The sequence below is a fragment of the Chitinimonas violaceus genome, from assembly GCF_052601015.1.
Genome location: NZ_JBQXDJ010000038.1, coordinates 1 through 14,278, shown reverse-complemented (window position 1 = coordinate 14,278; position 14,278 = coordinate 1). Strand labels below are relative to the sequence as shown.

The window sequence follows — 14,278 nt, the reverse complement described above, 5'->3', positions numbered from 1 at the left end:
GTTCTTCCATCAGGCAGTTACAGCCTCATCGGTATTCAAGGTCAAGATGACAGGAATTGACTTGGAAGCCGGTGTACGCGCACGGTCTGCCATGCTACTTAAGGGTACGAGACCATTGGTTTCCGGGAAATAGCTCGCAAGACAGCCTTCCGGAATATCGTACTCGACCAGTAAAAAGCGTTTGGCTTCGCGTTTACCGTCATGCCAAACCGAGGTCATGTCCACCCACTGCCCAGCACTGAAACCCAATCGGGCCAAATCTGCCTTGTTGATGAAACACACCCTGCGATGACCAAACACACCACGATAACGGTCATCCATGCCATATACGGTGGTGTTGTACTGGTCATGGCTGCGTACCGTCATCAGATTGAACACCGGCTGGTCGGTGTACTGGGCACGCAGCGCCTTGATCGGCAGGTCGGTTGGCACAGCATGCGCCATGAAGCGTGCCTTACCGGTAGTGGTGCGCCAATTACGTTCCCGTGCCGAATTACCGAGGTAGAAACCACCGGGCACATGAACACGTTTATTGAAATGCTCAAAGCCATCGACCACCTCGGCGATCTTGTCGCGGATGCGGTCGTAATCCTCCACCAACCAAAGCCAGGGGGTGTTGCTGTGTTTGAGCGTGGCCAAAGCCATATGCGCAACGATGGCGGGTTCGGACAACAACTTGCTCGACGCAGGTGGGTTCATGCCGGCGGAGATATGCACCATGCTCATCGAATCCTCCACCGTCACGCCCTGCGGGCCGCTCGCCTGGAGATCGATTTCAGTACGACCCAGACACGGCAAGATCAGCGCTGCTTTGCCATGTACGAGGTGCGATCGGTTGAGCTTGGTGGTCACGTGTACCGTAAGCTCACACTGCTGCAACGCCTGCTTGGTGCGTTCCGCATCGGGGGTCGCCACCGCGAAATTCCCCCCCATACCGATGAATACCTTGGCTTCGCCTTTGAGCATGGCTTCAATCGCGCCGACAACGTCGTGCCCATGCTTTTGAGGCGGTGTGAAGTCAAAAGCCCGGCCAAGTTTGTCGAGAAAAGCTTGCGCAGGCTTCTCGATGATCCCCATGGTGCGGTCGCCCTGCACATTGGAATGACCACGCACAGGACATGCTCCCGAACCCAGCTTGCCAATATTGCCTCTGAGCAGCAGCAGGTTGACGATGGCCTGGATCGTCGCAACTGAATGCTTGTGCTGGGTGATGCCCATCCCCCAGGTGCAGATGGTGGCGTTGCTTTGCATATAGATAGCCGCCGCCTCACGAATCTGCACTTCCCGCAAACCCGATTCTTCAACGATGGTCGCCCAATCTTCGCTCAACACCCCCGCCTTGAATTCGGCAAAGCCATTGGTATGGTCGCCAATAAAGGCTTCATCGACTGCTCCAGCCTCCAGCACTGCCTTTGCGATGCCCTTGGCAACCGCCAAGTCGCCGCCAATCTTTAACTGGTAGTAATTGGATGCAATCTGGCTGCCGTGGCTCGACAGCATATCAAGCGGATTTTGTGGGTCGGCAAACCGTTCTAGCCCACGCTCGCGCAGCGGGTTGAATACGACAATGCGGCAACCACGTTTAGCGGCTTCCCGCAGCGTACCCAGCATACGCGGGTGGTTAGTGCCCGGGTTCTGACCGAAGATGAAAATCGCCTCGGCATGGTCGAAGTCCTCTAAGGTCACCGTCCCCTTGCCAATGCCAATCTGCTCCTTCATGGCCGTACCGGAAGGCTCATGACACATATTCGAGCAATCGGGCAGGTTGTTGGTGCCGAACTCCCGGATGAATAATTGGTAAAGGAACGCGGCTTCGTTGGATGTGCGGCCGGATGTATAGAACAAGGCCTGATCCGGGTGGTCCAGCGCATTCAGATGCTGCGCAATCAGCTCAAAAGCACCGGGCCAATCCATTGGCACGTAACGTTGACTGGCGCTGTCAAACCGCATCGGTTCAACCAATCTACCCTGGTTTTCCAACCAATGATCATCATGCGCTGCCAACTGGGCTACTGTGTGCGTTTCAAACAGGCTACGTTCCACTCGGTGTTCCGTGGCCTCGGCAGCAACTGCCTTAACGCCGTTCTCGCAGAACTCGAAGGTGGAATGATGGTTCTTATCTGGCCAGGCACAGCCTGGGCAGTCGAATCCGTCGGGTTGATTGACACGCAACAAGGTACTTACACCATGACTCATGCTGCCCTGCTCGCGTATGTGCTTGAACACGCTACGCAAAGCTCCCCAGCCACCGGCCGGCCTACTATAAAACTTGATCGCCTGCTTGCTCATGCCATCCCTTTCTCATCATGGTATTGGCAAAACTTTGTTTGGCTCGCTCAACTATCCACATGGTGTGCCAAATCGCCATTTAGTGAGCCGAATACTTATAAACGGGTGATACGCAGGACCCGCATATATTGGCACAGCGGGTACTGACAATACCTAGAACCTGTTACGACCTTGCTGCGCAGCAAGGTCGTAACAGGTTCTTATCTCAGCTGAACAACGCCATGGTCTTCTTCAGCGTCTGGTATACACCCCAGGCCAATGGCAGCAATACGTACAACCACAGAAAAATCCCTTTGGTCTTGGCATTCATGATTCAAACCTCCTTGGTCACGAAATGGGCATCAACACGCTTGATCAATAGATTGGCCACAAAGCCCACGATCAACAAAGCCGCCATCACATACATGGTTGTGTTGTATGCAGCCGCCTTGGCTACCCCTTGTTCGATCTGGTACTCACGCATGTAGTTCACGATGATGGGCCCCAGTACACCCGCTACCGACCAGGCTGTCAGCAGACGACCATGGATCGCTCCCACGAAACGGGTGCCGAACATGTCGGACAAGTAAGCAGGAATGGTAGCGAAACCCCCACCGTACATGGAAAGAATGATCGCGTAGAGCACCACGAAGAACAGCACATTACCCGCTGCTCCCGCTGACGGCACCAGAGCGTAAAGCAACGCACCCAGCAGAAAGAAGATGAGATAGGTCATCTTGCGCCCGATCAGGTCGGAAACACTCGACCAGAAAAAGCGGCCACCCATATTGAATAGCGAGAGCAGCCCGACAAAGCCCGCTGCCGCGGCGGCAGACACAGTATCTTTGAATATTTCCTGGATCATCAGCGACGCCTGACCCAATACGCCTATACCCGCCGTCACATTCATACAAAGCACGACCCAAAGCAGCCAGAACTGCGGGGCACGATGGGCTTTATCGACATGCACGTAGGCATCGCCCGCCAGCTTGTCACCATCGTTCTTCTCGACGTACCCATCGGGTTTCCAACCCGGTGCTGGCAGACGCACCGTAAATGCACCCAGCAGCATCGAGAATGTGTAAATCACCCCCATCACCACGAAAGTCTCGGTAATGCCGGCTGTGGTATCGGTCTTGAAATGATCCATCAGCATTACGGCAAGTGGCGCACCTATCATGGCGCCACCACCGAAACCCATGATAGCCATGCCTGTAGCCATGCCTCGGCGATCTGGAAACCACTTGATCAAGGTCGAGACCGGAGATACATACCCGAGTCCCAAGCCAATACCGCCGATCACACCATATCCCAGATAGACCAGCCAGAGCTGCTGCAGATGTATACCGAGGGCGGAAACCAGGAACCCACCACCAAAACACAGCGCGGCAGTAAACATGGTAGTGCGCGGTCCTACCCGCTCCAGCCATTTGCCACCAAATGCTGCTGACAAGCCAAGAAATACGATGGCCAACGAGAAAATCCACCCCAGGCTGGGAATACTCCAGCCATACGCCTTGTTCAGCGGGGAGTTGAATACAGAAAACGCATAGGCCTGACCTATGCACAGGTGTATGGCAAGAGCGGCAGGGGGAATCAGCCAGCGATTGAAATGCGAATCAGCAATGCTGTGTCGCTTGTCCAATGTTTCCAACAAACTCATCTAGGTGCTCCCTAGTTGTGGGCAGTATGACCCGTTACTCGAAGATGGCGTGTCGCATGAATTGCAGCCTTGGGTCGTGGAAATGGCGTGACAGACCAACCGGTTTCTAAGTTAGCCGTCAGTAAACATCGGGCGTTTCACAAATTTTTCAGACAGTTATGTTCTTGTAAGTAAGCTAGCAACACATGCATGAGCATTATCTTATATAGATCAATATAACGCCATCTACATCGCACAGATACCGCGAAAATACGGCCTGCTACGTTGTAAATCTGTATAGAAAGTCCAAGCAACAGCTAGCTTGGCTTGACGTCCGTCTGGAGATTTTCCTGCAGAAATTCGATCAAAATACGGACCTTGGCAGGAAGGTAAGGCGCTGACGGATAAACTGCATAAATGCCAGCACGCGGCAGATGCCACTCCGGTAAAACCTGCACCAAGCTGCCTTGTGCCAAGTCAGCAGGCAGCATGTAATCTGGCAGCACCGTATACCCTACGCCGGCACGTGCGCATTCACGGGCTACAGTTGCGCTATTGACCCGCATGGCTGCGCGGGCGCGTATCGTTTGGGTTTCTGTACCGGCCTGGCTGAAGTGCCAAGTCAATGGTGCGGACAGCACCCTCAGGGCTACCCAAGGCCGCCCATTCAAATCACTGGGCTTTTGAGGTGCCCTCAATCGTGTCAACAGTTCAGGTGCGGCAACTGCCACTTGGTCAAAGCCACCCAGCCTCACTGCACGCAGTGTGGAATCCCGTAGGAAACCACCACGGATCGCCAAGTCGATGCCATCAGCCAGCAAATCGAACGTGGTGTCGCTCGCAATCAACTCCACCTCCAATCCGGGGTGTTGCATAGCAAACGCTGCAAGCATCTTGCCCAATACGCCATCACTGTAAGACGCACCCGCGGTCACCCGTAGACGACCTTCCAATTGGCCATCACCGCTGACACGCTCTACCGCGTTATTAAGTCCCGCCAGCAGCGGGGCGCTATCGGCGTATAGCATCCGGCCAGTATCCGTCACCACCACCCGACGCGTAGTACGAGTAAACAAAGCCATACCCAGCTCGGTTTCCAATTTGGATACCTGCTGACTCACCTGTGACTTGGCCATCCCTAGCCGCTCGGCTGCCGCCGTAAAACCGCCGGTTTCCACTACCGTCGCGAAGATCGCTAAGCGATTCAGGTCGAATTGCTTCATGACTTATTGTTCTCTATTTAAGAACTATAAATTCTCCATTATCGCGTTTATCCGATCAATAAGTATGGGCAAGATACGTCCATCAACAACACGGACCCAAATCATGCAACCCAAACTAACGCTGCTTTTCGACCCACTCTGCGGTTGGTGCTACGGCGCACACCCAGCACTCAACGCAGTCGACGCTGCATTCCAACCCGAGTGGACGCTGCTGCCCACCGGCCTGTTCGCCAGACCGCAATCTATGAATGCCGAGAAAGCGGCTTACTTCTGGCAGAACGATCAACGCATTGCCGAATTAACCGGTCAAGTTTTCAGTACCGCCTACCGGGACGATGTACTCGCAAACCATGCCCTGCCGTTCGACTCCACCACAGCAACCCAGGCATGGATTCGCATCGCCACTGCCAACCCAACGCATAGCCTTGCAGCTTTAAGCCGTATTCAGGCACTACGCTATAAGGAAGGCATGACTCACAGCCCGGCAAAGCTTGCGGAAGTCGCCGCTGAATTTGGCTTGAACGCAGCAACATTCGAAAACGACTTGCACACCGGCTGGCCTAGCGGTTCCATCAACCAGATGATGCTGGCTCAAAGCCTGATGCAGCAGCACCGCCTGCAAGGCGTGCCTTCGCTACTACTGAATGGCCGGCTTGTTCCGAGCCATCTGCTTTATCAAACGCAAGACTTGATTGACCACATTGCGGCTCATACCGCTTAAATCTGAAGGGAAACAAACCATGAAAATCGCTCTGATCGGCGCCACCGGCTTTGTAGGCAGTGCCGTGCTAACCGAAGCCCTGCAACGTGGACACGAGGTGACTGCCCTGAGCCGTAACCCTGCAAAACTGGCCAGCCAACCCAAACTACGGGTTGTACAAGCTGATGTTTACAACGCCAAAGAGGTTACAAACGCCGTAACCGGTGCTGACGTAGTCATCAGCGCTTTTAATCCGGGATGGGATAAAGCTGACATCTACGAGTTATTCCTGAAAGGCCAGGATGCCATCGTCGCAGGTGTCAATGCGGCAGGGGTGAAGCGCTTTGTCAGCGTTGGTGGCGCAGGCAGCTTGTTTATCGCACCAGGATTGCAGTTAATCGACACACCGGACTTTCCAGCCGAATGGAAACAAGGTGCCCTTGCAGCCCGTGAAGCCTTGAATCGTATCCAAAAGGAAACCCGGCTGGACTGGACCTTTATTTCCCCACCCGTCGGCCTTGCCCCAGGACCCCGTAGCGGTAAATATCGCCTTGGCGCGGACGATGTACTGTTCGAAGGTGATCAACCTGCCGGTATTTCAACGGCCGACTTGGCTGTCGCCATTCTCGACGAAGTCGAAACATCCAAGCACATACGCCGCCGCTTTACTGCAGCCAGCCAGCACTAAAACTTCTTGTTTGCGCCATATAAAAATCGGATATGGCGCAAATGGCTACCCCATCATGCATCCCCCTAATTAAAGATAGGCGCACAGATCATCTGCACACATATAACGTGTTGCACATTCACTTTCACCTATGCCCTCTTCCCCGTTTTTTTATCTTTTCAGCACAAATCCTCTCGGATTAATGACCAGTTGGCTAAGCAATTTCAATCGATAGGGTTCTAGGTCTATCGTACGCTTAAGGCTGGTCTCTTTTGCCGATAGAGGGGGAAGAATGCGGCTTCTTTTCTGGCTGCTTGCCTTACTGCTTATATCCGTGACGTCCTATTCAGCCAATACCGTCAAATTGGCTAATGGGGAATGGCCGCCCTATGCGGGCGAATCGCTACCCGATGGCGGTATAGGCACGCGTATTGTCCGGGCCGCGCTTGCCGAAGAAGGTATTTCCGCTGAGTTTGAATATCTGTCCTGGAAACGTGGCTTGGAAATCGCCAAACGAGGCATGCTCGATGGCGCCATCCTTTGGGTACCTCTTCCGGAGCGCGAAATAGACTTCCTGTTCTCCGACCCGATCATGTTGACGGACTTCGTACTGCTCTATCGGCAGAACAAGCCATTGGAAGCCAACAAGCCGGTGCAGTCCAAAGGGTTTCAATTCGGCATGGCCAACGGCTACTCATACGAAAAGATGCCCGAATTGACCAGCTTGGTTCGTGAGTCTGGTAAAACTGCGGTGGTTGTGGCAGATGACGAAGCTGGCATAAAAGCACTGCTTCAAGAGCGGATAGATATTTTCCCCATCGACCGCCAAGTCGGCCTTTGGGTACTGGCCAACATGCCCACACCGAGCATACCTATTCTTGTACATGAACCCCCCATCAGGGTAGATAAGTTAGTCGTGTTATTCTCACGTAAGTCGCCGCGGTCAAAGTGGCTGCAAGAGCGCCTGAATGCTGGTCTTGCGAAACTACGCGCTTCGGGCCAGCTAAATGCGTGGCTTAAAGAAGCAGCGCCTCCCGCGCCTTAACCGGTTCAATCGATCCCTCCTTTTCGTTGTGTCCCATCATTCAAAAAACAATCCAAACCTGCCGGCAAGCTGGTCCCGCCTAGAACAGCCATTGAATTGTCGTTTTCCCATAGGCTTCCTTGGGAGAAAAACAATGCAGCTAGGCTGTTGGCTGGTTATGGCGATCGCCCTGCTCACATCTCCCCACGCGATGGAGACTGTACGCTTGGCCAATGGTGAGTGGCCGCCTTACGTAGGAAAAGAGCTACCCCATGGCGGTATCGGCGCACGTATCATCAGCGCAGCCCTCGCCGGGGAAGGCATCAAGGTTGAATACGTGCATCTGTCCTGGAAACGAGGCTTGGAAATTGCCCGCCGGGGCATGCTTGATGGGTCAATCCTATGGGCAATCACACCAGAACGCGAAGTAGACTTTCTGTCTTCCGACCCCATCATTACCAGCGAGGTCGTACTGCTCTATCGAAAGAACAAGCCATGGAATGTCACAAAGCCTGAGCAGGCAAAAGGCTACCAAATCGGCATACCCAATGGATATTCCTACGAAACGATACCCACCCTGATCGATATGGTGCGTGAGTCCGGCAAACCCGCGGCCATCATTGCGGATGACGATCTGGGCGTAAAAGCGCTAATCCAGGAACGGATTGATGTCTACCCAATAGACCGGAATGTCGCGCGTTGGGTGTTGGCCAATACACAGATACCTGCCGGGCTGATTCTGATGCATGGCCGGCCAATCCGATCTGAAGCGCTCACAGTGCTATTCAATAATAAATCACCGCGCGCCAAATGGTTGCAACAGCGCATGAATGCAGGATTGGCGAAACTCCGCGCATCAGGCCAGTTGGCGATCTGGATTGATGACATCAACAGAGCCATTCCTTAAATGTTTAGCCCGGCAGCGTACTGGTAGCGTATATAGCCTGCTACAAAAGGATGATCTATAGGGCAATGCTTAATTACTGTTCACCTTCTACGTGACACACCGGTAATCCAATTCCAGCATATTTTCTTTACCCTCCCCCCCGCTTCAATTGCCCCATTTCTAGACTATCGTACTTACATAGTTAGTCTTACAGGCTGGCAAAAGAGGGGGAACAATGCAGCTCCGTTGGTGGGTGTTAACCATGCTGGCGCTAATTACAGCGGCCCATGCGGCAGAGACCGTACGCTTGGCCAACGGTGAATGGCCTCCCTATGCAGGGGAATCCTTGCCCCATGGCGGCATTGGCACACGCATTGTGCGCGCCGCGCTTGCCGAAGAAGGCATTAATGCGGAATTCGTCTACCTATCGTGGAAGCGTGGTTTGGAGATCGCGAAGCGCGGCATGCTGGATGGCGCAATTCTCTGGGCACCAACACCGGAAAAACTGGTCGACTTCTTGCCTTCCGAAACCATCATGTCCAGCGACGTTATCTTACTGTACCGGCAAAACAAACCGCTGGATATGACCAAACCCAGTCAAATGAAGGGCTACCAGCTCGGTTTGCCGAATGGCTACTCTTATAACCAGTATCCCGAATTAATCAACATGATCAAAGAATCCGGGAAACAAGCCATCATCATTGCGGATGACGACCTTGGCGTGAAGGCGCTTATTCAGGAACGCATCGATGCCTACCCCATCGACCGGCATGTTGCACGATGGATACTTGCCAATATGGCTACGCCACCAGTACCTATCGTGGTCTATGAACCACCGATCAAGGCAGGTCCACTGACCGTGCTATTCAATATCAAGTCACCCCGCGCAAAATGGCTGCAGGAGCGCATGAATGCCGGTCTTGCGAAGCTACGCGCATCGGGACAGCTTGCTATCTGGATACAAGAATTGGGTCAAGCTACACCCTAAGAACCTATTCACAATCTTACTGTGCAGCCATGATTAGGGTTCATGTGCTGCTCGAGAGACTCATGTACCGTAACGCTTCACCCTACTGATTGCTTAGGACAAAAAAAGCCGGCCCCTTTGTGGGGCCGGTAATCCGTACTGGGTGATGACGCACACATCGCATTGAGGCAGTTGAGGGACGCCTCAATGCGATGCATCTACCAGATCAACTAGGCCATTCGCTTCCCGATCGCAACCGCCGGAGCTGACTGAGCAGATGAATAAATATTATCGATAATTATTCGCATTTGCAAACTGTTTCTGGATTTTATTTTTTGTCTTCTGTCTAATCACGTTTCGTTGTTCTCATCGCCAAGCCCTTCAAGGGTGCGTGGCATAATTACGCCATGGTTGCTCCTACTCGCCCCCTCGCCGTTTCCGTAGCTGAAGCCGCCGACCCACAAGCCTGGCTTTCACGCTTGACCGACCGTTACTCACCAGTAGAAATGGCCCAGCTGGCCGTTGCTATGGAATGGGCCCAGACGCTGTATGCCGGTCGCCGTTATGAACCGATCCATGCGCCGGTTTTCCCGCATGCTGTTGCGGCCGCAAGCATCGTCGCCGACTTGCGCCTATCTGCCGACACTGTGATCGCCAGCCTGCTGTTCTGTTTACCGGATTACCTGCCCGATGCGCATGACCAGATTGACGCCCGTTTTGGCAGTACGGTAGCCAAGCTGGTGGATGGCATCAGCAAAGTACGCAAAATGGCGGCGCTAAGCCGTGTTGAGGCCAACCGTAAGGAAGAAGCCCAGCAGCAGATAGAAACCGTACGCAAAATGCTGCTGGCCATGGTAGAGGACATCCGCGTCGTGCTGGTCAAACTGGCTTGGCGTACTCAGACCATGCACTATCTGGCCAAGTGTGATGAAGCTGTACGCGTGCCCATTGCCCGCGAGACGCTCGACATCTTTGCCCCGTTGGCGAATCGGCTTGGTGTCTGGCAGATCAAATGGGAACTGGAAGACCTGGGCTTTCGCCATCTGGAACCCGTTACCTATAAGAAGATCGCCAGTCTGCTCGATGAGAAGCGCGTAGATCGGGAAAACTTCATTGCGGAATCGATCGTATTTCTACGCGAGGAACTGCTCAAACAGGGCATCAAAGCCGATCTGATGGGCCGCCCCAAGCACATCTTCAGCATTTACAAGAAGATGAAGAAGAAGCGGCTCGACTTCAGTGAGATGTATGACATCCGCGCCATTCGGGTGCTGGTTAGCACGATTCCCGAGTGTTACACCGCGCTGGGCGTTGTACATAACCTCTGGCAACCCATTCCCGGTGAGTTCGACGACTACATCAGTAAGCCCAAGGGTAACTTCTACCGTAGCTTGCACACAGTAGTGATGGGCCCTAACGACAAAGCGCTGGAGGTGCAGATTCGCACCTTCGACATGCACGAGCATGCCGAATACGGCGTAGCTGCGCATTGGCGTTATAAGGAAGGTGGGCAAGGCGATGCCCGCTATGAAGAAAAGATTGCCTGGCTACGTCAGCTGCTCGACTGGCGCGACGACATGAGCCAGCAAACTGTCGAACAATCAGACAATGTATCGGCCGATACCTTCAACACCTGGCGCGGCCATACGGCAGCGCTGGCCGAGGCTTTTCAAGCAGAGCAATTTGACGACAGCGTCTACGCATTGACCCCTGCGGGCCGCGTTATAGTCCTGCCGCATGGCTCAACACCCGTCGATTTTGCCTATCACCTGCATACCGACCTTGGTCATCGCTGTCGTGGTGCAAAAGTAGATGGCCATATCGTGCCGCTTGGCACACCGTTGCAAACTGGTCAGCGCGTCGAAATCATCGCAGCCAAGGAAGGTGGCCCTAGTCTGGACTGGCTACACCAAGGTTACCTCAAAAGCCATCGCGCCATCACCAAGGTGCGTCACTGGGTACGCCAGCAAAATCTCGATGTCGCCATCGAAGCCGGCCGTACCATTCTCGACCGTGAAATTGGCCGTGCCGGTACTCACCCGAATCTGGAAGAACTGGCCGACAAACTTGGCTTCAAGCAACTGAATGAGCTTTTGGCAGCGATTGGCCAAAACGAAATCACTGCACGCGACTTGGCCATTGCATTAGCTCCCGCCCCTGCTGCAACACCAGTAGGCGCGGAAGACATCATCAAGCGCTCCCGAGCCGACACTCATGGCGAGGGCATCTTGATTGAGGGTGTCGACAAGCTGATGACCATGTTGGCCAAATGTTGCAAGCCCGTACCGCCCGATGCGGTGATTGGCTTTGTGACAAAAGGGCGCGGCATCAGCATCCACCGCCGGGATTGCGCTACCCTCAAGCGCCTGTCGGCCAATGCGCCGGAGCGCCTGATTACCGCAGACTGGGGCGATAAGCTTACAAGCCCTCAACATAGCCAAGTCTTTGCCGCAGATGTGGCTGTGGAAGCGCACGATAGACCCAGCCTTCTGCGCGACATTTCCGACTTGTTCTCACGCGACAAAATCAATGTGACGGCCGCGCAATCCAACAGCCGCAACCAGATCGCCCGGATGCGCTTCACGCTGGAGATTCGTGATGCCCAAACACTGCGTCGTGTCATGGATAATATAAAAAACGTACCTGGCGTGATCAGCGTCACCCGGCGCTAATCCATACAAGAAAGACCCGCATGATTCACAACGACGTGATGCGCAGCATCCGCTATATCCTCAACATCAGCGATACCCGCATTGCCAGCATCATCAAACTAGGCGGGCTGGAGGTCGACAAAGCCGATATCATCGCCTATCTAAAAAAAGAAGATGAAGAAGGTTATACAGATTGCCCAGAAGCCGTGATGGCGCACTTTCTCGATGGCCTGATCATCCACAAGCGGGGCCGAGATGAGAACCGCCCTCCGCCACCTATTGAACTGCCCGTCTACAACAACACCGTCTTGAAAAAACTGCGGGTCGCCTTCGAATTACGCGAAGAGGATATTCTGGTCACGTTGGAACAAGCCGGCTTCAAGGTTTCCAAACCAGAACTCAGCGCACTTTTCCGTAAACCGGACCATAAAAACTATCGCCGCTGTGGCGACCAATTCCTGCGCAATTTCCTTAAGGGCCTTACCTTAAGATTACGGCCAGATACACACTGAACCACAGCAGTACAAAGTAAAAAAGTAAAAACCCCGGCCAAACAGCCGGGGTTTTGTTTTCGCTTAGAGGCAAACCGCTTAGTCGCGTTCACCGCCAAAGGCCATCAGCAGGTTAAGCAAGCTGACAAACAGGTTATAGATATTCAGATACAAGGACAGCGTTGCTGTAACGTAATTAGTTTCACCACCGTTCACGATACGGCTGACATCAACCAGAATAAACGCCGAGAAAACCAACGTAGCAATGGCCGATAGCGTCAGCGACAAAGCCGGAATCTGGAAGAAGACATTCGCCAAGCCGGCGACAAACAGTAGAATCAAGCCGATGAACAAGAACTTGCCCATAAAGGAAAAGTCCTTTTTACTCACCGTTGCCAGTGTCGCCAAGGAAAAGAAAATAGCCGCTGTGCCGCCCGCCGCCATGGCAATCAACTGACCACCATTGCTAAAACGCATCGCTATCTGCAGGTACTGGGAGAGCCATAGCCCCATAAACCCCGTGTAAGCCAGTAATAGCACCACGCCCATGGCGCTGTGCTTGGTCTTCTCGATAGCAAAGAACGCACCGAAACTGACTGCCAAAAACGCAATTACCCCCAACCAGCCGCCGACCATGAACTTCATGCTCATGCCAACCCACGCACCCAGCGCAGTCGGAATCATCGACAGGGCCAACAACATATAGGTATTGCGTAGTACCTTGTTGCGACTGGTGACGAGATCGGCACCGCCGTAACTGGTACTCACGGTTTGCCATTGCGATTGCATGGAAATACTCCTCAAGTGGGTTCTAGACAATACATGAGATTAAGCCAATTCAAGAAAGTTTCAAACCCCTACGCTGTTACCCATAGCCAAAACGCTTATATTGCAGTACTATCGCCGCCGCTAAAGGAAGCGTGGCCGAGTGGTTTAAGGCAGCGGTCTTGAAAACCGTCGTAGGTGAGAGCCTACCGTGAGTTCGAATCTCACCGCTTCCGCCAAGATACACATAAAAAGCCCTGATTATTCAGGGCTTTTTTGTTATCGAAAAATCCCTACCCACGTTTCTACCTATGCTTTAATTCCCCCTTCACTGTTTTCGAATTCAAGTACTGTATATGACACGATCTGACTTTCGACGGGGTGCACGTAGTTATAGCCGAGACTGGTCGTTACACCAACCGCACGTGCTTTCCTGACCGCCGATTCCGATGATCGCACTCCACAGGCGGTTGGTTTAGACTTGGTCATCTGTCGCAACCAGGAAGGAGAATGCCTCGTTGTGCGTGAATGCCGAGCCGCCATTCAGACCCAGGCAAGGGATACCTATCACGGTAAACTCGACCATCAGGATATCCCCCTGCTTGTCATCGGGATAACCGCCAGGCGCGTGATGTATCGCCTTTACCGAACTGTCTGGAAACGTCGCAGCGTAGAACTACACGGCATCCACTACAGTACCGTTGAACCAGAGACAAATCGTGTTCTTAACTGATCATTTCAGTTCTCCGATAGATGACAAGCGTTCAAATGGCTTACAGAAGACTGACCGATTTCTTGAGCAATTCGCGTTCTTGATAAGGTGGCACACTCGCGTAATCGTCTGCGACGGTAACTATTGAGAGTGACTAGGGTCTGTTGACGTTTTGACTTCGGTATATTGAAGAAGCGCAGCAAACCCGCAGAATTACGGTTCCTATACTAATCACCCTGCGGGTTTGCTATGCCCCGATTGATGCTCAGTGACGAGCTTTGG

10 protein-coding genes, 1 tRNA gene and 2 pseudogenes are annotated in these 14,278 nt (G+C 53.3%); 8 read left to right on the top strand and 5 right to left on the bottom strand.

The annotated features are described in order from the left end of the window. Positions 1–9: 9 nt before the first annotated feature. The 3 genes and pseudogenes from ACUHMQ_RS13200 to ACUHMQ_RS13190 all read right to left on the bottom strand — a co-directional run bounded on the left by ACUHMQ_RS13200 (position 10) and on the right by ACUHMQ_RS13190 (position 5,133). Positions 10–2,289, bottom strand: coding sequence for an FdhF/YdeP family oxidoreductase (locus ACUHMQ_RS13200; RefSeq protein ID WP_445295928.1), 2,280 nt, complete (start codon positions 2,287–2,289; stop codon positions 10–12). Between the two features lie 205 nt (positions 2,290–2,494). Beyond that, a pseudogene (locus tag ACUHMQ_RS13195) lies at positions 2,495–3,922 on the bottom strand (L-lactate MFS transporter). Positions 3,923–4,227: 305 nt separating this feature from the next. Next, a complete protein-coding gene (locus tag ACUHMQ_RS13190) occupies positions 4,228–5,133 on the bottom strand; it encodes a LysR family transcriptional regulator (protein WP_445295927.1) in 906 nt (301 codons plus the stop codon). A 103-nt stretch (positions 5,134–5,236) separates the two neighbouring features. Between ACUHMQ_RS13190 and ACUHMQ_RS13185 the strand changes: the two genes are divergently transcribed. From ACUHMQ_RS13185 to ACUHMQ_RS13155, 7 genes are all read left to right on the top strand, one after another. Beyond that, a complete protein-coding gene (locus ACUHMQ_RS13185; RefSeq protein WP_445295926.1) occupies positions 5,237–5,854 on the top strand; it encodes a DsbA family protein in 618 nt (205 codons plus the stop codon). Positions 5,855–5,873: 19 nt separating this feature from the next. After that, positions 5,874–6,521 carry an NAD(P)-dependent oxidoreductase gene (locus ACUHMQ_RS13180; protein ID WP_445295925.1) on the top strand — a complete coding sequence of 216 codons (648 nt, stop codon included), beginning with the start codon at positions 5,874–5,876 and terminating at the stop codon, positions 6,519–6,521. A 271-nt stretch (positions 6,522–6,792) separates the two neighbouring features. Beyond that, a complete protein-coding gene (locus ACUHMQ_RS13175; RefSeq protein ID WP_445295924.1) occupies positions 6,793–7,545 on the top strand; it encodes a substrate-binding periplasmic protein in 753 nt (250 codons plus the stop codon). A 133-nt stretch (positions 7,546–7,678) separates the two neighbouring features. Continuing rightward, positions 7,679–8,431, top strand: coding sequence for a substrate-binding periplasmic protein (locus ACUHMQ_RS13170; protein WP_445295923.1), 753 nt, complete (start codon positions 7,679–7,681; stop codon positions 8,429–8,431). A gap of 241 nt (positions 8,432–8,672) precedes the next feature. Continuing rightward, on the top strand, positions 8,673–9,398 hold the full coding sequence (locus ACUHMQ_RS13165) for a substrate-binding periplasmic protein (RefSeq protein WP_445295922.1): 726 nt from the start codon (positions 8,673–8,675) through the stop codon (positions 9,396–9,398). 386 nt (positions 9,399–9,784) lie between these two features. Then, positions 9,785–12,049 (top strand): RelA/SpoT family protein, encoded by a 2,265-nt coding sequence (locus ACUHMQ_RS13160; protein ID WP_445295921.1) that lies wholly within the window; start codon positions 9,785–9,787, stop codon positions 12,047–12,049. A 20-nt stretch (positions 12,050–12,069) separates the two neighbouring features. Continuing rightward, the gene (locus tag ACUHMQ_RS13155) at positions 12,070–12,540 is read left to right on the top strand and encodes a YehS family protein (protein WP_445295920.1); all 471 of its coding nucleotides are present in this window, start codon (positions 12,070–12,072) and stop codon (positions 12,538–12,540) included. Positions 12,541–12,618: 78 nt separating this feature from the next. Here ACUHMQ_RS13155 and ACUHMQ_RS13150 read toward each other — a convergent pair whose 3' ends face one another. Continuing rightward, positions 12,619–13,308: a Bax inhibitor-1/YccA family protein gene (locus ACUHMQ_RS13150; RefSeq protein WP_445295919.1), complete on the bottom strand. Its 690-nt coding sequence runs from the start codon at positions 13,306–13,308 to the stop codon at positions 12,619–12,621. 125 nt (positions 13,309–13,433) lie between these two features. On the opposite strand from ACUHMQ_RS13150, the gene ACUHMQ_RS13145 reads away from it, so the two are divergent. Further along, positions 13,434–13,523, top strand: a tRNA-Ser gene (locus ACUHMQ_RS13145). A 236-nt stretch (positions 13,524–13,759) separates the two neighbouring features. Here the strand turns inward: ACUHMQ_RS13145 and ACUHMQ_RS13140 are convergent. Beyond that, a pseudogene (locus ACUHMQ_RS13140) lies at positions 13,760–13,948 on the bottom strand (VOC family protein); the annotation flags it as partial. Positions 13,949–14,278: the final 330 nt, after the last annotated feature.

Excerpts from the sequence above, each read along its gene's own strand:
- ACUHMQ_RS13200 (WP_445295928.1), bottom strand. The coding sequence starts at position 2,289 with ATGAGCAAGCAGGCGATCAAGTTTTATAGTAGGCCGGCCGGTGGCTGG.
- ACUHMQ_RS13155 (WP_445295920.1), top strand. The coding sequence starts at position 12,070 with ATGATTCACAACGACGTGATGCGCAGCATCCGCTATATCCTCAACATC.
- ACUHMQ_RS13190 (WP_445295927.1), bottom strand. The coding sequence starts at position 5,133 with ATGAAGCAATTCGACCTGAATCGCTTAGCGATCTTCGCGACGGTAGTG.
- ACUHMQ_RS13185 (WP_445295926.1), top strand. The coding sequence starts at position 5,237 with ATGCAACCCAAACTAACGCTGCTTTTCGACCCACTCTGCGGTTGGTGC.
- ACUHMQ_RS13160 (WP_445295921.1), top strand. The coding sequence starts at position 9,785 with ATGGTTGCTCCTACTCGCCCCCTCGCCGTTTCCGTAGCTGAAGCCGCC.
- ACUHMQ_RS13150 (WP_445295919.1), bottom strand. The coding sequence starts at position 13,308 with ATGCAATCGCAATGGCAAACCGTGAGTACCAGTTACGGCGGTGCCGAT.
- ACUHMQ_RS13180 (WP_445295925.1), top strand. The coding sequence starts at position 5,874 with ATGAAAATCGCTCTGATCGGCGCCACCGGCTTTGTAGGCAGTGCCGTG.
- ACUHMQ_RS13165 (WP_445295922.1), top strand. The coding sequence starts at position 8,673 with ATGCTGGCGCTAATTACAGCGGCCCATGCGGCAGAGACCGTACGCTTG.
- ACUHMQ_RS13170 (WP_445295923.1), top strand. The coding sequence starts at position 7,679 with ATGCAGCTAGGCTGTTGGCTGGTTATGGCGATCGCCCTGCTCACATCT.
- ACUHMQ_RS13175 (WP_445295924.1), top strand. The coding sequence starts at position 6,793 with ATGCGGCTTCTTTTCTGGCTGCTTGCCTTACTGCTTATATCCGTGACG.